The sequence below is a fragment of the Chromatium okenii genome (assembly GCF_016583745.1).
In the GTDB taxonomy this organism is placed as follows: Bacteria; Pseudomonadota; Gammaproteobacteria; order Chromatiales; family Chromatiaceae; genus Chromatium; species Chromatium okenii.
This window is the reverse complement of record NZ_NRRQ01000005.1, coordinates 18,818-38,405: the sequence shown is the minus strand read 5'-3', so window position 1 is coordinate 38,405 and position 19,588 is coordinate 18,818. Positions and strand designations below refer to the sequence as shown.

Here is a 19,588-nt window from a genome sequence, read left to right as displayed (position 1 = left end):
AACCTGTTTAGAGGACGACCAGCGCCATGACTGACCACTTTGCCCACGCCCGTTTCAACATGATTCAACAGCAAGTGCGCCCTTGGGACGTGCTCAATGACCGCGCTTTGGAAGCGATGTCAGCGATTGCCCGCGAGCAGTTTGTTCCAGAGGCTTATCAAGGTTTGGCGTATGCCGATTTACCCGTGCCGTTGACCGCGACCGCGCAGATGCTGCCGCCAACAGTGGTCGGACGCCTCTTGCAAGCGGTGGCAGTGCAGCCCGGCGAGCGCGTGTTAGAAATCGGCACCGGCAGTGGTTATGTCACCGCCTGTTTGCGGGAGTTGGGCGGACGGGTGTTGAGTGTGGAGATTGATCCCGCGCTGGCAGCAGCGGCGCGAGCGCGGTTGGCGACCTTGAAACTCAAAGGCGTGGAAATCCGCGACGCCGATGGATTAGCCGGAACGATAGCGGGCGGTCCTTTTGATGTGATTGTCGTCACCGGCTCACTGCCGACGTCCGCACTGGTGCCGGCGCTGCAAGAACAGCTCACGGTCGGCGGACGGCTATTTTGTATCATTGGCGAAGCGCCAGCGATGGCAGCAACCTTGACGACGCGCTTGCGTGCCCAAAAATTTGAGCGGCGCACGCTCTTTGAAACCAACATCCCAGCACTGCGTGGCGTACCCGAACCAGAACGGTTTGTTTTCTAAAAACCTCTATTCATCATCAGCGACGCCCATGACCCAGCATTTGCGCACCTTGATCGAATTGCTTACCAGCGGCGGTTGGGAACATCAGTCCGGAGCTCAGTTAGCCGACGTAGGGCGGCAGATTCTGGAACGCTATCGCAGCACTGGCTGGCTCGAAGTGATTGGACGCGCCGAGACCTTGGTCAGCGTGTTGGGCGAATTTCTGCGCGACACCCCGCCGTTGCAGCGGCTGGTGCCGGTGTTGCAAATGGCAGAGGAATTGGCAACGTTATTGGAACAAGGGCAGCACCTCAGCACCTTAGACCTCAACCTGCTGCCTGCTGCACCGCATGAATGGTTGTTTGTATTGGTAGAAGAAGATGCTGGCGCGGCAAGCGTGGAGGTCGCGCTCTCCACCACGCTGCGGGCGCTCGGCTTTGTCGTCGAGCGTCAACTCGCCGCGCACGTCCTCCCCTTTCTGCGCCAGCGCCAGACCAAGTTAGCGCAGGTGATTGTATTGAGCAGCGCGGAGTGGCTGACTGAACATGCCGCCGCGCTCTCAGCCTTATGTCCCCCGTCCGCCACCGAGGTGCCGTTATTCGTCGCCGTGTTGAGCAGCAACGACTTTGCGCCCCAGCTCGCAGCGCGGCAGGCGGGAGCACAGGTGTTATTGGATGCGCCGGTCAGTTGCGAACAGTTACTCAGCGAATTAACCGGGCTGGCGTGGTCGCCGCGCCAGCCATATCGCGTGCTGGTGCTGGATGCGCCGCCGCAGTTGTCACAGCACATCACGCACTTACGCGCCGCCGGTTGTGACGTGCTGGCGGGCAGTGAACCTGCCGAAGTGTGGACACAGGTTTTTGATTTTGCACCGGAAATGTGCGTCGTTAACGTCACGCTGCCCACCTGTCGCGGCAGCGATGTGATGGCGTTACTGCACCGCCACAAACGCTTTGCGCGGCTGCCGGTGACTTATCTCGCAACGGCGGACACTCAACAGCTTGCCGCGTGCGATGCCAATGGCGAACCCCAGTTATTTGTTCCCGTCACCGCGCCGCAATTGACACTGGCAACCGTCACCCGGGCGCGGCAGTTTCGCCGCTTTGAGACGATTTATGAGCAACGGCGGCGGGCATGGCGCGAACTCAGCGATCTGAAAAAGGCGCTTGATCGTCATGCCATCGTCTCGGTTTCCAGCACCGACGGCACCATCATCAGCGTCAATTCCAAGTTTTGCGACATCAGCGGCTATCGGCGCGAGGAACTGATTGGACGCAACCATCGCCTGATTAAATCCGGCTATCACCCGCCGGCGCTGTTTGAAGGCATGTGGCGCACGATCACGCGAGGACACATCTGGCAAGGTGAGGTGAAAAATCGCAGCAAAGACGGCAGCGCCTATTGGGTGCAGGCGACCATCGCGCCAATTCTTAACGCCGACGGTCAACCCGAACGCTACATCTCAATCCGCACCGACATCACTGAGCAAAAACGCTTGCTGAGTGAACAAAAACGCGACGGTCGTTTGTTGGAATTACAGCGGCAGGCGCTCGCGCAGTTCATCGCCACCCAAGACCTTGCCGCCACCTCGTCGCTGTTGCTGGACGGGTTGCTGATTCTGACCAAGAGTGCGCACGGGCTGATTTTGGAAGTGTATGAACAACCAGACGGCAGCCAAGGCTTTCGCCCGCAGGCGATCAGCGGCATTGCGTGGACGGAACACACCTATCACCTGCTCGATCTTGCCCAGCGCAATGGCATGGTATTTCAGGATATTCACAACCTGTTTGGCACCATTTTGGAAGCTGGCGCAGCAGTGATCGTGAATGACTTTGAGACCTCGCGCCAAACCACACCGTTTCCCACCGGACATCCGCCGATTCATGCGTTTTTAGGGATGCCGATTCGCACCGGCGACCATTTATTGGGCGTCGTGGGTTTGGCGAATCGCCCCGGCGGTTATGACCAAACCGAAGTCGATTTCCTGCACTCTTTGACCTCCACCTACGCCAGCATTCTCGATGCCGCCCGGCAGCGGGCGGTGGCGCAACAGGTGATTCAAGAATTGACGCAGGGGCGAGCAACTGCGCAGCCTCGCGCTGCCGCGCCCCTCAATCCCGCGTTGCCGCCCCTGATTTTGATCGCCGAAGACAACCCCACCAATCAAATCTTGCTCAAAATGCAATTGGAGCTGCTGGGCTATCGGGTGGACATCGCCGACAACGGCGTGAGCGCCATCGCCAAATGGAAAGCTGGGACGCACGATCTGTTACTCACTGATCTCAATATGCCCGGCATGGATGGCATGGCGTTAGCGCGGTCGATTCGCGCCGGTGAACAGGAACAAGGCGGTTATTTACCCATTCTCGCCCTCACGGCTGCCGTCTTGCCAGAAGTGAAAGCGCAATGTTTAGCGGCGGGCATCAATGATGTTTTATACAAACCGATCACGCTCACCGCGCTCCAAGACCGGCTGGTGCAGTGGCTGCCGCAATACGTTGCGCGTCCGGTGCCGGACGCAGCAACGACGACGGCGCTGGTCACGACGGATGTCACCGCAATTCTCGACACCAGTCATTTGATCCGCATTCTGGGTCAACTCAGCCCGCCGCACATGCAGGAATTGGTCGATTTATTCACCGCCACCACCCGCACCGATTTGAACTGCGCCCGCCAATTATTGCGCTCCGGCGCAGCGCGGGATTTAGCGTTGCTGATGCACAAATTGAAATCCTCGGCACAGGTGATCGGCGCGTTTTATTTTGCGACGCAAGCCAATCGTTTAGAAACGGCGGTCAATGCCGGTCGGTTAGATGCGGTATTGCCGTTATTGACGGAGCTGGAACACGCCCTCAACGACGTGGAAACGCTCAATGAGCGCATTCATGCCGCGCCAACCGAAGTGCGCCCGCTCGCGGAGGTGTCGCCGTGTTTACCGTCGGAGTTGCGCCCGTACAACGCGCTGATTATTGACGATGATCCGATTGTGCGGCGTCAAACCAGTTTGCTGCTGACGGCGCTGGGCATCAGCGAAGTGCTCACCGTCACCAACGGCGAGGCGGCGCTGCTCACCATCGAACGCGCCGGCAGCACCGGAATTGATCTGTTGATTACCGATTTGAAGATGCCGGGCATGGACGGCATTGAATTTTTACGCTGTCTCGCTCATGCCGGTTATCCGGGCGATCTGATTATTGCCAGCGGCGTGGACGCGCAGTTGCTGCACACGGTGGCAGATTTGGCGCGTTCCAAAGGGCTGCATCTGCGTGGCGCAGTGCGCAAACCGTTGACCCGCGAGGTGCTGACGGAGCTGTTGACAGCAACCCGCCGTCAATTGATGCGGCACTCGATGCCGGTCTTGGCACCGGAGATCACGCCTGCCGATTTGCGGGAAGGCATAGCGCTTGATGAATTCAGCATGGTGTTTCAGCCCAAGGTGGACGCCAACACGCTGGAGGTGATTGGCGTGGAAGCGCTGGCGCGGTGGCAGCATGGCGGGCAAATGATCCGCCCGGATTTATTTATCAGTGCGGCCGAACGTTATGGGTTAATTGCGCCGTTGTCGCGGCGCTTATTAGAAAAAACGGTGCAAGATTGCGATGCGTTGATTACGGCTGGATTTCGGTTAGTGATTGCCTTTAATTTATCGGCGACTTGGTTATCCGATATTCATTTGCCGGAGTTTATTGTAGAGAGTTTGCAGGCATCGCAGTTATTGCCAGAACATTTAATTTTAGAAATTACCGAGACCACCATTTTATCTGATCTTGATATTTCAATGGACGTGCTCACGCGGCTACGAATTAAAGGCTTTAAGTTATCCATTGATGATTTTGGCACCGGCTATTCTTCAATGGAACAATTGCAGCGGATTCCGTTTGGAGAACTCAAAATTGATCGCAGCTTTGTACAGGGCGCTGCGGAACGCCCGGCGGTGCGGGCAATTTTAGCAGCCAGCATTGATATGGCGCACAAACTGAATTTAACGACGGTTGCGGAAGGCGTGGAAACACAAGCGGATTTAGATTTAATTCGTGGTTTGGGTTGCGATTTAGTGCAAGGGTGGTTAATTGCTAAAGCGATGCCGATGCCCGAATTGATTACTTGGTTGCAGCAACGCGCTGCGGAATAATGGCGAGCCAGCATCGCTTATCACGCAGAAGCATTTATTTTAATAACGGGAAATAATCCCGATCCACTTGCAGCATGTGGCGCACCACGACTTCATGCGCTAAAAACTGAAACCACGCTCCCAATTCACCCTCGCCGCGTTGCAGCGCATCAAATAAAGTGGTTCCCTGCGTGATCAAGCCAGCGTGAATTGCCCGATGCGCTTCTAATTCCGTATATCCAATCGCTTCTAAAATCACTTCTTCATCGTGAAAATGTGTTTCGACATCCGTTAACAGCCGCTGGGCGACGATGAGCACTTGGGAGCGCGGATGTGCTTCTAAAATCGCCACTAATAATTCATTGGCATCCTGAAATAAGCCTTGATGTTGCGCATCAATTTGCGCATGACCGCTGGCGTAATACGAATGCCACACCAATTTGAAACAGGCTTCTGGCAGCGCGGGCGCAGCGCACAGCACCCGATTGCGCCCGCCGGCTTTGGCGCGATACAGCGCGGAGTCGGCGCGTTCCAACAGATGTTCTGCCAGCGCGGTGGCGCTGTCGTAATTCGCCACGCCGATGCTGACGGTGACTTGAATTTCTTGTGCGCCGTGGCGAATGCGTGACGCTGCCACCGCCTGCCGAATCCGTTCCAGCGGAATCAGCGCATCGTTGACATCCGATTCTGGCAACACGATGGCGAATTCCTCGCCGCCCCACCGCGCTGCTAAATCAATGTTGCGCAGATTGTCTTTCAGCGTCGCCGCAAATGCTGCCAACACGCGATCACCCGCCGGATGCCCGTAGGTGTCGTTGATGTGTTTGAAATGGTCGAGATCGCAAATCGCCAGCGCAAACGGATGTTGCGTCCGCTGCGAGCGGGAAAACTCCACTTCTAGCCGCGCCAGCAAACCGCGCCGATTCACCAAACCGGTCAAGGTGTCGGTGGTCGCCAGCGATTCTAAATGGCGATTGGTGGCTTCCAAATGATCTTGAATGCGCTTGAGCGCCAAATGGTTGCGCACTCGCGCCAGCAAGATGTCGGGATCAACCGGCTTGACCAAAAAATCAATCGCGCCGAGTTCCAGCCCGCGCACTTCGTCTTCTCGCGCTTCGTGATTCGCCAACAAAATCACCGGCACCGAGGCGGTTCGCGCTTCTGCTTTGAGACGAGCGCACAGCGCGTAACCATCCAGCGGCGCGAGATGTAAATCCAGCAAAATCAAATCAGGAGCGGATTCCAGCGCCAGCGCCACCACGTCAGCTCCAGAAGCGGTGCGGACCAGTTGATAATTGGGATGCAGCACTTGCTGCAGATGCTGATAGTCGGCATCAACGACGACGGCCAGCAAAATCAGTCCTGAGCCAGCGAACGGTGAGGCAGAAATGGTCATAGTGATCTCGCGCTGGTGGTGAACAGTTGCGTTTGCAGCTCGCGCCAAAATTGATGATGAACGGCGCGGCTGACGGTCGCATCCACGCGCACTTCAATCACGCCGCTGGCCTGTTGGCGCTGGAGGCAGTCAGCCAGTGCGTCGTGGAATTCAGCGCCGGTGCTGACGATGCAGTGCGGAATCTGAAAAGGGCGCAGCAGGGCGCTGAGATCAACATCAATCGGCGTGCGCCACAGCCGTTCAAACTCGGGTAAGCCGTGTTGCGGCAAATAATCAAAAATCCGCCCGCCGCCATTGTTAATCACGATGCAGGGGCGCACGAGCTGGCGCAGCAACAATAATCCGCTCAAATCGTGGAAAAAAGACAAATCGCCCAACAAGCCGCTGACCGGAATCCCGCTGGCGTTGAGTCCCGCCAGCGTGGAGGACTGACCATCAATCCCGCTCGCGCCGCGATTGCCGAAGATGCCGAGCGCGGCGTCACGACTACCCGACCAAGTATCCAATTGCCGAATCGGCATCGAATTGGCGCACAGCAGCCCATCGCCTGCGGGCAACTGCGCCAGCAAATCCGTCAGCAGTTGCGCTTCGCACCAGGGCGCGTCTTCGAGATAAGCCGTTGTTAATGCGGCGATCTGTTGCTCATGCGCTGCCCACTGCGCCGTCCACGCGGGATCGCACACGGTGCGCGATCCGTCCTGCGCCAGCGTCGCCAGCCAGTGACAAAAACTGGTGGCATCGGCGTTGACCCGCACTCGCACATCTTTGTTGGGATCGCTCCAGCCCTGTCCGGGGTCTACCAAAATGGTCGGGATGTCCGCCAGCCAGTGCAGCAGCGTTTTGGAGACCGGAGCGCGTCCGATCCGCAAAATCCAATCTGGTTTCAAGGCGGCGGCAGTGGCGGGCTGGCGCAGCAGGCTGTCATAACGGGTGATGCGGTGCGGCGAGCCGGGGCCAAAACGCAGTCCAGACAGCGGATCGCACAGCACGGGCACGGCGAGGCGTTCGGCACATGCCCACAGTGCTTCGGCAAAGCTGGAGGTGGTGCTGAGAGTGCTCAACGGTGAACAGGTGCCCGGCCCGCAGCAAATCAAGCCGCGTCCGCCCATCATCGCCGCCAAATCGTGTGACCAATCATCCACTTCTTCGTTCCAAGTGGGCGCTTCTGCGGCGCTGGGCGCGGCTTTGGGGGGAGTGGGGCGCGATAAGGTGAGCAACGGATTGGGCGCGGCAACGCAGTCGTTTTGCGGCACCAGCGGTTCCCGAAAAGGCAGATTGAGATGTACTGGGCCTGGCCAGTTGCCGAGGCTGACGGCGGCAGCACGAGCGCCGAGCGCCCGCATGGTTTTGAGCGCCTCGCTGGTCGTTTCCGCCGGGCCGGGGTCGTGGAATTCGCGCACAAAACCACCAAACAGGCGAGTTTGATCAATGGTTTGATTGGCACCCCAGCCGCGCAGTTCGGGCGGACGATCGGCGGATAATAAAATCAGCGGGATTTCCGATTCATAGGCTTCAATCACGGCTGGAAACCAATGCGCCAAAGCACTGCCGGAGGTGCATAACACGCCGACGGGACGTCCGCCCGCTCGTGCTAAACCGAGCGCAAAGAAGGCGGCGCTGCGCTCATCGACGATGGGAGTGAGTTCGATCAGGGGCTGGCGCTGGGCAGCTAATAACAGTGGCGTTGAGCGTGAGCCGGGTGAAAACACCAACCGCCGCAGACCACCGGAGACTAGCCCGTCAAGTAGCGCCAGCGCCCAACGGAGATTGCGGCAACCTTGATCGGTGTCGTTCATGGGAGAAGGTTGGTAACAGATTGCCATGTTCTGAAGTGTTCCTGTGAAAAGCGGCATAACTGCTGATGACTTACGCATTTCGTTCACTCGCCAAAATCACACCATCATCTTGATTTTATTCAATAAAAATAATACTGAGCCAGTTCCAATGAATCTGGTGGTCTGGTGAGTGACTGACATGATGAAGCGTATTGAAGCAATTTTACTTGCAAACGCGGTGAGCTTTAGGAAAAACGCGAGCGCCCGGCAACGAGCGTGTTGATGACTCGGCGTGAATATACAAAGTAGCGGGAGCGAGCGTGGTGACGTTCGTACTGACAAACGAGCACGGTCGTCAGTATCTAGTGATGTGGCGGGGGAATGGCGGCAAAACGCGCCTATAAAAAAATAACCCCAAGTGTTCCGATAACGGATAACAACTTGGGGTTGCGTGGGATTGGATTGCCACCCAGCGGCAACCCAATTGATGCGCTTTTAGATCATGCCATCAACGAATGTGCTTTCAATTGCCGCCGCCGCGCTGCGCCTAAACCAGCAAAACCAATACCAAACAGAGCCAGAGTAGCAGGTTCAGGAACAGCTACATCGCCAGTGGTTAAAGACACGGACAACGAATCCATGCCCCAGCCTTCATCCGGCCAACCTTGCCAACCAGGGCCTGTGGAAACAATCTGAAGATTTAATGTAGACGCCGTATGTGCAAAGGTGAGTGCAGAAGCGGTTGCCATATCCACAAGATCATCTCCAAAGGTTGCTGTAGTGTTTGTGTAGGTATTACCGTCAATCGCGCCATCATTGATAAGTTGTGTTCCACCACCGAAAAATGAGGGAGTGTTTAAGGGGGTGTTGTTAGTAGTCATTTGCAAAATATTGACCCCATCAATCGCAATATTTAAGTAGTCTGGTGAAACGCCACCCGGAGTTGATCCAGAGCCATCCCATGAATTCAAAAATCCAAGCAACATGTCAATACTGACTCCGGTATGAGTCGGAAGATCACTCAGAATCAACGTAGACAGTCCGCCGTTGCCATTCAAATAATTACCATCCCAAGTCTTACCGTCGCTGGCAGTATAAGTGCCAGTTGCCGTGCCAATAAAACCACCCACTAATGACGCACCCACGCCCGCTGCAACAGATGTGGTTGTAAAATTGGTGGAATAAACTTCCATTATGGCTGCATTAGCAAAGCCGCTGACAGTCATGGCAAATAGTGAAACTGCAATTGTTTTTTTCATGGTTCTTAATCTCAATTTTGGGTGAAAACGCTGTGTTTTTAATTGACCGGAACTTTGAATCCGAGTGAGTTAATGTTGACGACCGTTGTGCGGTTATCGTCCAAGCTAAACGCATGTTTTGTACCAAAAAATAATTTACTTAAAAATCAATAATAAGGGTCAAGGAGACGGTGCGCGTTTGGCAAATGGTGTAAAAAAACCTGACAAAGAGTGACCGCACATGCGGTGCATCACTACCGCTACCCTTTTGAATGTAAAGATATTTTTAGAAAAAGCGATCCAAAACGCTACGGCGTTACTAAAAACAAGATGTTAATTTTTTTGACAAAATTTTGTTGTCTTTATGCCGAAACCATTGTGGTTTTTTATAAAAACTTTTTTAATTTCAAAGGTATATGTAGAAATTGCGCTGTAGCGAATACTGTCAAGAAATTTTACGTTTTTGCTCATCAAGTTGAAATTAAAAGTGATTTTTTATTTGAGGTGTTGTGGCGTAAAATCCGTAAGTAGCACTAAAACAACACCTCAAACCAAACTCAAGCAAACTGCAACGCCGTCAACATTGCCGCCAGCTTGTGCTCCGTTTCTTGCCATTCGCTCGCCGGGTCCGAACCGGCAACGATGCCGGCACCCGCGTACAAATCCGCCACCCGTTCCTTGATCTGCGCACAGCGCAATAGCACCCACAGTTCGCCAGTGAAATCGGGAGTCACGATGCCAGCCGCGCCGGTGTACCAACCCCGCGCCAGCGGCTCGTTGCGCTGCAACCAATCCCGCGCACTTTGACGCGGTTGACCATTGGTTGCGGGCGTCGGATGCAACAATTCTGCCAGTCGAAACACATCCATCTCCGGGCGCAACTGTCCGCGCACGATGCTCCACAGATGTTGCGCGTTATTGAGCTGCAAAATACGCGGCCCTTCTGGCGGCGCGAGCTGGAGACAACACTGGCGCAGCGCCGAGGTCACGGCATCCACAACCACTTGATGCTCGCGCCGATTCTTATCGCAGTGCTGCAACGTCAAGGTCAGATTGGCATCGCGCTCGGCGTCTTCAGCGCGGCAGATGGTACCCGCCAGCGCGTCCGCTTCAATCCGGTCGCGGTGCTGCGTGAACAGCCGTTCGGGAGTCGCCGCCACAAAGCTGGTTGCCTCGCGGCGAATGTTGATGAGCTGACAGGACGGAAACAGATAACTCAGCGCCGCGTTGAGGCGCGTGAGATCAAAACGGCGCTGCCCTTCCAAGCGCAGCCGTCGCCCCAGCACCACCTTTTCTAAATCACCGTGCGCGATGTCCGCGAGCGCGGTGTTGACCAACCGTTGCCAAGTCGCGGCATCCGGTTCACTCAAACCGCGCTCCAAATGCGCTGAAGTCAGCGGATCAAGAGCGCCTTGCGCCAGCAGCGGCACGATTTGATCTAACCAATGTTGCCAACGTGGGCGCAACGTCTCCAGCGGGATTGGCAGCGCGGTGGTCAGAATTAACGCCGCCTGTCCCGCCTGTCCGCACAGCGCCAGCTCTGGCAACCAAAATAAAGCGTTCGGAAATGCGGAAGAAATCCCCCCCGCCCCACCTTTTTCAAAGGGGGGAGATAAAGCGGTGCCTTTTTCAAAGGGGGGAGATTTGAAGGTGCCTTTTTCAAAATGAGCTGCATCAAGCCCCCCGTTGGAAAAGGAAGCATCAAGCCCCCCTTTGAAAAAGGGGGGTTGGGGGGATTTGAGATCGGCCGGTTGGGGGGATTTGAGATCGGGCGCAGCCGCAAATCCCAGCATCCCGAAGCCAACAAAACCCGTCTCATCCGGGTCGATTTGCGCCCAATTGGCAGTCGCAGCTCTCACGAGCGCCCGCAGTTCCGGCAAGCGTGCTGCGCCAGCGGTGCGCCATTCTGCCGCGCAGCCATAACCGGCACGCAGCTCTTCCCGATGATTGTGAGCAAATTGAAATTGCGGCACTGGCACCGGCAACTCCGGCGCAATGGTCACACTGTGCGGCAATTCGAGAATCAGCGAGACGAAACCGTCTGCTTGGGCGAGTGGGAGCAGGGCGAGCGTCTCATCAAGACGCGCCCGGAGCTGCTCTAAAACTTGGAGCGGTGCAAGCATGAGTGGATGATCGGAACCACAAGAGTGAGCCGGGGCATGGCAGGTGATGCCATGCCGGAGCGCAGACAGTCGCGCTCACTGCGTGGGCAAAGATGCCCAAAAACTGCTCATCGCCGCCGTCGTTTCCGCCGGGCGATCCCACTGCGGCATCCCGCTGGTGGGCGCGATGCGCTGGGCACGCCAATTGGCGTGGCGACCGAGAAAATCGGGCAATTCGTGAAAGTCGATATTCGGATCCTTGTCATATAACACCAGCACCGGCTGCGTCACCTTGCTGTAGAGCGTGACGCCGGCCTGCGGCGTAAATAATTGTCCTGACAGGAAATACAGCGGGGCATATTTCGCGCCCGGCTGATGCGTGGTGGCGTGAGCGTAATCAACCAGTTCGGGCGGAATGTCGTTGACAAAGGCTTGATTATAAAAGAATTTGATGCTGGCGCGGCTGGTCAGCAAGGCAAATAAACCGTCGTTTAAGCCCGGAATGCTCAGGAATTGATAGGCCCGTTCTGCCGCTTTACCAGTCGGCAAACCGCGCACGTTAAAACCGGTCGGTGACAGCATAATCAGGCTGGTGACGAGCGTGGGTTGTGCCAGTGTGGCGCGAGCGGCAAATTCACAGCCCAAAGAAAATGCTGCTAAATCCGCTGGAACCTTGACCACTTGCCCTAAAAATTCTGCGATCACGTTGGCGAATAGTTCTGGCGAATAGCGGCAGTCGCGGCGCTCGGAATGTCCAAAGCCGGGCAAATCCAGCGCATAAACTGGACGCTGCCCGCGATACTGTTCAAACAGCGGTTTCATTTCGATGGCGCTGGGGGCGGCGTTAATGCTGTGGATTAACACCAGCGGGCGTCCGCTCGCAGCAGTGTCGGCGTAGTAATGAATGCGCCCGGCGCTGGCGGAAGCAAAATCGTGCCGATCAGCGGCAAGCGCAGCGGGGAGCGTCGATGAAGTGCGCAAAGCAGTCATGGGTGAATGATCTCGGCTGGATGAGGAACTGATGAACTCAGGTGGGCAATCAAGTGAAGTCTACAGTGGTCTTGTTGGCTTGTCTGGCTCTTGGCGGCTGCGCTATTGGACGCAGCCACTTGTTTTCTGAAGCAAAGGCGGTGCAGCCAGCGCCCAGTTTGCGATCAGCCAGCGGCTGTCTTTTGCGTTATCAACGGTATCAAGCCGCGTCCGCTGTGCCGGGCGAATTGGTGGTCATTGCGCCCGGCTTTAGGCGCGAGCAGACGCATTTCCGTGAGCTGGCGCGGCACCTCGCCGCCGCTGGACTGGAGACAGTGACGGTGGAATCTTGCAACCAGCGGCTGTGGACGGGTGCTCATCAACGCCAAGCGCGGGATTTGCAACTGGTGGCGACGGCGTTGGGAGCGCGGCGGGTCATTTATGTCGGGCATTCCGCAGGTGGTTTGGCGGCATTGTTGGCAGGTCGCGCTGATCCGCGCACGGTGGGCGTGGTGACGCTGGATTTGGTTGACGCCGAGCAGTTGGGGATTCCCGCCGCGCAGCATTTGACGGTGCCGCTGGTGGCGTTGAGCGGCGAGCCGTCGCCGTGCAATGCCCAAAACAACGGGCTGGCGGTGGTGGCTGCCAATCCCCGTGCGCAACTGGAGCGGATTGCTGGCGCGAACCACTGCGATTTTGAAGCACCGACCGATTGGCGTTGCCGCCTGCTGTGTGTCCCCGCGCCAGCGTCAACTGCTGCACTGGAGCAGGCGGCGCGACAGGTGCGGATCATCCAACTGACCACGGCTGCGCTCCAGTCGCTGAGGTCTCGCGCCCCACCAGACTGATCGGGTCTTGATGAATGGTGAGATCAAGATCGGGATATTCCGCCCGCAGCCGCGCTTCCACCTCATCGGCGATCTCGTGCGCCACCAGCAGCGGCAGTTGATCGTCGAGTTCTAAATGCAATTGCACAATCAACGTTTGCCCAGATTGGCGGGTGCGCAGATCGTGGACGCCATGAACCTGCGGCACGCTGCGCACGATGGCGACCAACTGCTGGCGCTGCGCAGCGGGGATTTCGTGATCCATCAGCAACTGCACCGCCTCGCGTCCAATTTGCGTGGCGCTGTACAAAATGTAAGCGCCAATCGCCAGCCCAAACAGCGGATCAAATCCAGCCCAACCCGCGCCAGCCAACGCCAATGCGCCCAGCGTGGCGGCGTTGGTAATCAAATCAGTGGCGTAGTGCAGTGCATCGGCGCGGATCGCCGGCGAGCCGGTGCGACGAATGACGTAATGCTGAATCGCTAATAAAATCAACGTCGCCACCATCGCAAACCCAATCACACCCAAGCCAATCCCGACCTCGGCGACCGGGCGCGGGTGTACCAGCCGATCCAGCGCCTGTAAGCCGAGAAAGAGTGCGGAACCGGCGATGAAAGTCGCCTGCCCCAACGCGGCGAGTGCCTGCGCCTTGCCGTGTCCGAAGCGGTGCTCGGCATCGGGCGGCTGCAACGACCAGCGCACGGCGAATAAATTGATGAGTGACGCCGCAACATCCATTGAAGAATCGACTAATGATGCTAATACGCTCACCGAACCCGTCAATAGCCACGCCACTAATTTCGCCAGAATTAACAGGCTTGCCGTCGCCACTGACGCATAGGTCGCCAAACGCAATAACGTTGCGGTCGTCGCGGCATCGGCTAATCTGGTTGCGTTATTCATTGAAAAGTCTCAACAGCGAGATCAATCCAATCTGTTTTGATTGAATTGATCTCAATAAAATTAACGCGGTGGACGATGCTGCGCAGCTAAATTCGTAAATTCAGTCGGATCAAGACGCCCGTCGCCATTGCGATCAAATTCTGCAAATGCTGGCGCATTTGCTAATCCGCGCATTTGATAGCCCTGTTCCGAGCGTTCTTTAATCCGCTGGGCGCGTGCTTCACCGAATTCTTTCTCGGTAATTGCACCATCGTGATTCAAATCAAAATTGGCAAATGACGGCGGCCCGAATGGCATTGCCGGTTGCGCAGCAAGTGGCGCGAGTGGAATTGCACTGGCAAGGGTCATACTCAATACAAAATAACGTTGAGAAAACATCATAATTCACTCCGCAATGCAGTGATAAAAAAGTGACTGTTGGCGCAGTTAATCGAGAAAAGAACAGCAATAATCAGTCACTGCGAACACGCGCACACTAAACCGCGCTTCCGCTGGAACCTCAAAAGTTTCTCCGCCCTCAATCCGCTGCCAATCCTCAGCATCGGGTAATAAAACCTCAAGTTCACCACTCAAAATTTCCATTTCTTCACGCGCATGAGTCGTAAACTCAAATTCACCCGGCTGCATAATACCCAAAGTTTTAATAGCTCCATTCGGAAAGCTCAGGGTACGACTGGACACCCGCCCATCGAAATAAAGATTTGCCCGTTTGGTCACGGTCACGTTGCTGAATTCAGACATCAGAATGGCTCTCAGTTGATCCTGCAAAAAGGGCGGATGAGTTGCGCCGGCTCCGAATCGGCGCGAGTTGAGAATAGCAGATTTGAGCGCCGATTCGTATTGCAACACTTCGCCTTGATTTAGATCAAGGTCGCGTTGCTGGCAGCTTGCGATCATACTGACCTCGCACCAATCCACGATGACACGAGATTTGCCATGTATTGCAATCAATGTGAACAAACGTTCCACCAGAGCGCCTGCGTCAATTCGCCCGGCGTGTGCGGTAAAGATGCCGATGTGCAATCATTACAAGAGACTTTATTATACGGCCTTAAAGGCATGGCGGCTTATGCGCATCACGCCCGCCGCTTGGGTCAATTCGATGAACAGGTCTCAGCATTTATTGAAGAAGCGTTATTTGCGACGATGACAAACGTCAATTTTGATGTGAAAACGCTGCTAGAAATGTGCTTAGAATGCGGCAAGATGAATTTGCGGGTTATGGAATTACTTGATACTGGACACCTTGAATTATTTGGTAAAGCAGCGCCGATTAAGGTGAAAGAAGGCACTCGCGCTGGCCCCGGTATTTTAGTCTCTGGACATGATTTGTTGGATTTATGGAACCTATTGGAACAGGTCGCTGGAACTGACATTAACGTTTATACGCACGGCGAAATGCTCCCCGCGCACATGTATGAAAAGTTCCAACAGCATCCAAATCTTGCTGGTCATTATGGCGGCGCGTGGCAGAATCAGAAAAGAGAATTTGCCGCGTTTCCGGGACCAGTGGTTGTGACTACTAATTGCGTACTCATTCCGCCGCAAAGTTATCAAGGACGGCTGTACACAATGCGCAGCGTGGCGGTGCCGAATGGTCAACGTTTAGATCAAGATTTTGCGCCGGTAATTGCAGAAGCGTTGCGTTGTGCGCCTTGTGAAGAGTGCATTACTGGTGAATCGACAGTTGGATTTCATCGCACCGTATTACTTGAACACGCACCAGCCATCATTGATGCCATAAAAGCGGGCAAAATCAGCCGCTTCTTTGTGATTGGTGGTTGCGATGGTGCAGAAAAAGGGCGCAATTATTTCAGTGAATATGCGCAAAGCACTCCGCCAGATTCATTCATTTTAACGCTTGGCTGCGGCAAGTTTCGTATTCGTGAGCATGATTACGGCGAACATCTTGGCTTACCGCGTTTGTTGGATATGGGGCAATGCAATGATGCCTATGGTGCGATTGCCGTTGCCGTCGCATTAGCTAATGCTTTTCATTGTAGTGTGAATGAATTGCCCTTGACGCTGGTGATTAGTTGGTTTGAACAAAAAGCCGTAGCGGTCTTTTTAACGCTGCTGAGTTTAGGCGTAAAAGGAATCACGCTGGGACCCAATCCGCCGGCATTCATCACGCCGAATGTGTTTGCAATTTTGCAACAGGAGTTTGATGTGCGGTTGACAGGTGATGATCCGCAAGGTGATTTACAACGTGCTTTAGCTGCATAACGGCTATAGGATACAAAAAAATCCCCCAATTACGGGGGATTTTTTATGGAAACAGAACTGCGTTTATCTATCCCTCTTCAGTTAAACGACGATACAACGAACTCGGTGATAAAAATGTAAATTCATAACGCGCAAAAGAAATCACATCGCCGTCCCGAATTTGTTGCGGTTTGTTGCTGATGCGGAATGCGTTGATCATCGTGCCGTTGGTAGAATCGCAATCACGAATCACGAAAACTTCTTTTTTCATTTCCAACACTGCATGACGTTTAGAAATTGCAATATCGGGAATAATCAAATCGTTGCCATTGATGCGACCGACTGTAAAGATATTCTGTGCCTGCGTTGTGCCTTCTTCTTTGATTAGCGGATAGATGGCATGTTTTAAGGCTTCAGACAGCGCCGTCATGTCTTCTTCATCTTTCACATCCATTTCAAAAATGAAGGTTTGATTCGCTTCCTGTGTTTTGAGATTGCGCCGCAATGCCAATTCACCCGCCTGAATGGAAGAACCAGCCAGCACCGGATGTTTAATAAATTCGACAAAATCCTCGCGGCTACAATTCTGAGCTAATCCTTCTAAAATTTGCAGATTCACCCGTCCAGATGAATTCATCAGTACACTGAGTTGACCCATTTTTTTTAAGGGGTTTTCTTCAACTTCGGGTTCATCATCATCTGTTTTCTTTTTGCCAAACACTTTGAATAGCATGAATAAATCCTCTAAAAACGTTATGCTGGTGAATGGGTACTCAGCCACTCTTTTAACGCTTCGTTAATGCGCGTTTGCCAGCCATCACCAGTGGCTCTGAAAGTTTGTAATACATCTAGTGAGAGATGAATGGTGACGCATTCTTCTGAAAGAGTTTCGGTTTCAAAGCGATGCCGTAGCCGCATTTGTAATGAGGCAGGCAAAACCGAAAATGGCTGAAATAATGCTGGATCGATTTCAGAAAGATCGCCAACGTCGTCATCTTCATCAATTACGGGTAAGTGTGAAACCATGAGTGACTCCTTCCCTTAAATTTGCTTTACGAAAACTGATAATACGAATGCCATCTGTTATTTCGCTAAATACCAATACATGCAAGCGATTATCGAGATAACCAATTGCTACAATGCGCACTTCTGAATACTCTCGGCGCGTATCCTGCCAAAACTTTGCTGTCTCAAAATCAAATGCTAACGCCCGTTCAAAACTCAAACTGCGTTCGGCGATATTACGCATATTTTTAACTGAATCGTAGGTGATTTTCATTTATTGGTGTTAATTGAGAGGTTGGATTGCCAAAATTGGCAATCCAATCACGGAATTTAGCGCCGCGAGTGCAAATCAGAGACCAGCGGCTTCGCGCAGCATCTCCGCTTTATCTGTTCGTTCCCAAGTAAAGCCCGGCTCGGTGCGCCCAAAATGACCATACGCTGCCGTATCCTGATATTGAATCAGGTCACGATTCGTTAAATCAAGCATTTGCATGATGCCATACGGACGCAAATCAAAATGAGCGCGGATCAATTCAATAATCCGTTGTTCATCTACTTTTGCGGTGCCAAAGGTATCAATTGAAACGGAAGTGGGTTCGGCAACGCCAATCGCATACGAGATTTGAATCTCGCATTTATCCGCAAGACCCGCTGCAACGATATTTTTCGCCACATAACGCCCCGCATACGCCGCAGAACGATCCACTTTTGAGGGGTCTTTACCGGAAAACGCGCCGCCACCATGCCGTGCCATGCCGCCATAAGTATCCACAATGATCTTGCGCCCAGTTAATCCGCAATCGCCCACCGGGCCACCAATCACAAATTTACCCGTTGGATTGATGTGATAGCGCGTGTTGCTATTGAGCCAGCCAGTACCCGTCAATACCGGTTTAATAATCTCTTCCATCACGCCTTCATACAGATCGCGGTCGCTCACCGTATCGCTGTGCTGCGTGGATAAAACCACCGCATCAATTGCCACCGGTTTGCCATCGCTATAGCGAATGGTGATCTGTGATTTCGCATCGGGACGCAGCCAAGGTAAAGCACCACTTTTGCGCACTTCTGCCTGACGTTTGACTAAACGATGCGCGTAATCAATTGGCGCTGGCATCAATAGATCGGTCTCGTTGGTGGCATAACCAAACATCAATCCCTGATCGCCAGCGCCTTGCGCTTCTTCAGTCGCCCGATCCACGCCTTGATTGATGTCTTTTGATTGCTCACCGAGTGCAATCAAGACGCCGCAATTATTGCCATCAAATCCACAATCGGAATTGTCGTAACCGATCTCTTTTACAACGCGCCGCACGACTTTTTCATAGTCGATTTTGAGGTTCGCATCGGTGACAGTGATTTCACCTGCCAACATCACGAAGCCGGTTTTTACCAGCGTTTCACAGGCGACCCGCGCCTTGGCGTGATTCGGATCACGTCGATAGATTTCATCAAGAACGGCATCAGAAATCTGATCTGCCATTTTGTCGGGATGACCTTCAGAAACGGATTCAGACGTGAAAATGTAATCCTTGCTCATAAGTATTCGGTTGCCTACTCGCAACGCCAACAGGCGCGGTTAATGGTGTGATCTATGATAGCGATTTGCGGAAAAGGCGCAAAATTTCATCTGGGTGGTGGCAGCGTCTCACATTTCGGTACCATGTGCGGCTTCACTCGGTTCTCAATTCATGCGGAGGTGAGCATGGCCTCACTCGAAACCCCGATTTGTGCGTTTGGGCAGTTGGCGCCGGAGTTTGCGCTGCGCGGCGTTGATGGCAAGGTGTGGACGCGAGAGGACTGTCGCGGTGAGCGCGGTTTGTTGGTCATGTTCATCTGCAATCATTGTCCGTATGTGCAGGCGGTGCGGGAGCGCATCGTTCGTGATGCGCGGGAGCTGACGGCGCTCGGCATTGGCTGCGTGGCCATTAGCGCCAATGATGCGCTTGATTATCCAGAAGATTCGTTTGACAACATGCAGCGCATCGCCGCCGAATTCGCCTTTCCCTTCCCGTATCTGTATGACGAAACGCAAGCCGTCGCGCACGCTTACGGCGCAGTCTGCACCCCCGATTTCTTTGGTTATAACGCCGCGCTCGGCTTGCAATATCGCGGTCGGCTCGACGCCAGCCGCAAAGAAGCCGCTCCCGCTGATGTCCGCCGCGATCTGTTTGTAGCGATGCAACAGGTGGCGGCGACCGGCAGCGGCCCGGTCGAGCAAATCCCCAGCATCGGCTGCTCGATCAAGTGGCGCAGCACCTGACTGCGCCGTAGCAACCCGTTGGCTGTTGCTGCAATATAAGCAACTGATAAACTACTTTGTGCCCGTTATCAGATTGTTTGAATTCCGAGCGGTGGGTTTTTCGCTCAAAATGAACACCTTTT

18 protein-coding genes are annotated in these 19,588 nt (G+C 54.3%); 6 read left to right on the top strand and 12 right to left on the bottom strand.

The features are described 5' to 3' along the window. The first annotated feature begins 26 nt into the window (after positions 1-26). Positions 27-692 carry a protein-L-isoaspartate O-methyltransferase family protein gene (locus CKO12_RS02900; RefSeq protein WP_242466177.1) on the top strand — a complete coding sequence of 222 codons (666 nt, stop codon included), beginning with the start codon at positions 27-29 and terminating at the stop codon, positions 690-692. A gap of 28 nt (positions 693-720) precedes the next feature. Next, entirely contained in the window at positions 721-4,803 is a 4,083-nt protein-coding gene (locus tag CKO12_RS02895) for an EAL domain-containing protein (RefSeq protein WP_200153236.1), read from the top strand. 34 nt (positions 4,804-4,837) lie between these two features. On the opposite strand, the gene CKO12_RS02890 is transcribed toward CKO12_RS02895, so the two are convergent. The 3 genes from CKO12_RS02890 to CKO12_RS02880 all read right to left on the bottom strand — a co-directional run bounded on the left by CKO12_RS02890 (position 4,838) and on the right by CKO12_RS02880 (position 9,212). Beyond that, entirely contained in the window at positions 4,838-6,178 is a 1,341-nt protein-coding gene (locus CKO12_RS02890) for a diguanylate cyclase (protein WP_200153235.1), read from the bottom strand. Then, positions 6,175-8,001: a 2-succinyl-5-enolpyruvyl-6-hydroxy-3-cyclohexene-1-carboxylic-acid synthase gene (menD, locus tag CKO12_RS02885; RefSeq protein ID WP_242466176.1), complete on the bottom strand. Its 1,827-nt coding sequence runs from the start codon at positions 7,999-8,001 to the stop codon at positions 6,175-6,177. Before menD ends, CKO12_RS02890 begins: the two co-directional genes overlap by 4 nt. 452 nt (positions 8,002-8,453) lie before the next feature. Then, entirely contained in the window at positions 8,454-9,212 is a 759-nt protein-coding gene (locus CKO12_RS02880) for a PEP-CTERM sorting domain-containing protein (protein ID WP_200153234.1), read from the bottom strand. A gap of 210 nt (positions 9,213-9,422) precedes the next feature. Here CKO12_RS02880 and CKO12_RS14630 point away from each other — a divergent pair, with 210 nt between their 5' ends. Next, complete coding sequence (locus CKO12_RS14630) at positions 9,423-9,722, top strand: hypothetical protein (RefSeq protein WP_207146239.1); 300 nt, start codon at positions 9,423-9,425, stop codon at positions 9,720-9,722. Between the two features lie 26 nt (positions 9,723-9,748). On the opposite strand, the gene CKO12_RS02875 is transcribed toward CKO12_RS14630, so the two are convergent. Both CKO12_RS02875 and CKO12_RS02870 read right to left on the bottom strand, forming a co-directional pair. Beyond that, complete coding sequence (locus tag CKO12_RS02875; RefSeq protein ID WP_242466175.1) at positions 9,749-11,314, bottom strand: isochorismate synthase; 1,566 nt, start codon at positions 11,312-11,314, stop codon at positions 9,749-9,751. A 75-nt stretch (positions 11,315-11,389) separates the two neighbouring features. Further along, positions 11,390-12,283, bottom strand: a complete 894-nt coding sequence (locus CKO12_RS02870) for an alpha/beta fold hydrolase (protein ID WP_200153233.1) — start codon at positions 12,281-12,283, stop codon at positions 11,390-11,392. A gap of 119 nt (positions 12,284-12,402) precedes the next feature. On the opposite strand from CKO12_RS02870, the gene CKO12_RS02865 reads away from it, so the two are divergent. Then, entirely contained in the window at positions 12,403-13,110 is a 708-nt protein-coding gene (locus tag CKO12_RS02865) for an alpha/beta fold hydrolase (protein ID WP_200153232.1), read from the top strand. On the opposite strand, the gene CKO12_RS02860 is transcribed toward CKO12_RS02865, so the two are convergent. The 3 genes from CKO12_RS02860 to ppnP are packed head-to-tail and all read right to left on the bottom strand — an operon-like array spanning position 13,052 to position 14,890. Next, complete coding sequence (locus CKO12_RS02860) at positions 13,052-13,993, bottom strand: cation diffusion facilitator family transporter (RefSeq protein ID WP_200153231.1); 942 nt, start codon at positions 13,991-13,993, stop codon at positions 13,052-13,054. The two genes, CKO12_RS02865 and CKO12_RS02860, sit on opposite strands and share 59 nt — an antisense overlap. Positions 13,994-14,053: 60 nt before the next feature. Next, positions 14,054-14,374, bottom strand: coding sequence for an EF-hand domain-containing protein (locus CKO12_RS02855; RefSeq protein WP_200153230.1), 321 nt, complete (start codon positions 14,372-14,374; stop codon positions 14,054-14,056). Positions 14,375-14,419: 45 nt separating this feature from the next. Then, entirely contained in the window at positions 14,420-14,890 is a 471-nt protein-coding gene (gene ppnP / locus CKO12_RS02850) for a pyrimidine/purine nucleoside phosphorylase (RefSeq protein ID WP_242466174.1), read from the bottom strand. Positions 14,891-14,929: 39 nt separating this feature from the next. On the opposite strand from ppnP, the gene hcp reads away from it, so the two are divergent. After that, positions 14,930-16,219, top strand: a complete 1,290-nt coding sequence (gene hcp / locus CKO12_RS02845; protein ID WP_200153228.1) for a hydroxylamine reductase — start codon at positions 14,930-14,932, stop codon at positions 16,217-16,219. A 67-nt stretch (positions 16,220-16,286) separates the two neighbouring features. Here hcp and CKO12_RS02840 read toward each other — a convergent pair whose 3' ends face one another. From CKO12_RS02840 to metK, 4 genes are all read right to left on the bottom strand, one after another. Continuing rightward, positions 16,287-16,931, bottom strand: coding sequence for an FHA domain-containing protein (locus CKO12_RS02840; RefSeq protein WP_200153227.1), 645 nt, complete (start codon positions 16,929-16,931; stop codon positions 16,287-16,289). Positions 16,932-16,951: 20 nt separating this feature from the next. Further along, on the bottom strand, positions 16,952-17,224 hold the full coding sequence (locus CKO12_RS02835; RefSeq protein WP_200153226.1) for a BrnA antitoxin family protein: 273 nt from the start codon (positions 17,222-17,224) through the stop codon (positions 16,952-16,954). Further along, positions 17,199-17,477: a BrnT family toxin gene (locus CKO12_RS02830; RefSeq protein ID WP_200153225.1), complete on the bottom strand. Its 279-nt coding sequence runs from the start codon at positions 17,475-17,477 to the stop codon at positions 17,199-17,201. Before CKO12_RS02830 ends, CKO12_RS02835 begins: the two co-directional genes overlap by 26 nt. Before the next feature lie 75 nt (positions 17,478-17,552). Beyond that, on the bottom strand, positions 17,553-18,743 hold the full coding sequence (metK, locus tag CKO12_RS02825) for a methionine adenosyltransferase (protein WP_200153224.1): 1,191 nt from the start codon (positions 18,741-18,743) through the stop codon (positions 17,553-17,555). A 165-nt stretch (positions 18,744-18,908) separates the two neighbouring features. Here metK and CKO12_RS02820 point away from each other — a divergent pair, with 165 nt between their 5' ends. Next, positions 18,909-19,466, top strand: coding sequence for a thioredoxin family protein (locus CKO12_RS02820; RefSeq protein ID WP_200153223.1), 558 nt, complete (start codon positions 18,909-18,911; stop codon positions 19,464-19,466). Positions 19,467-19,588: the final 122 nt, after the last annotated feature.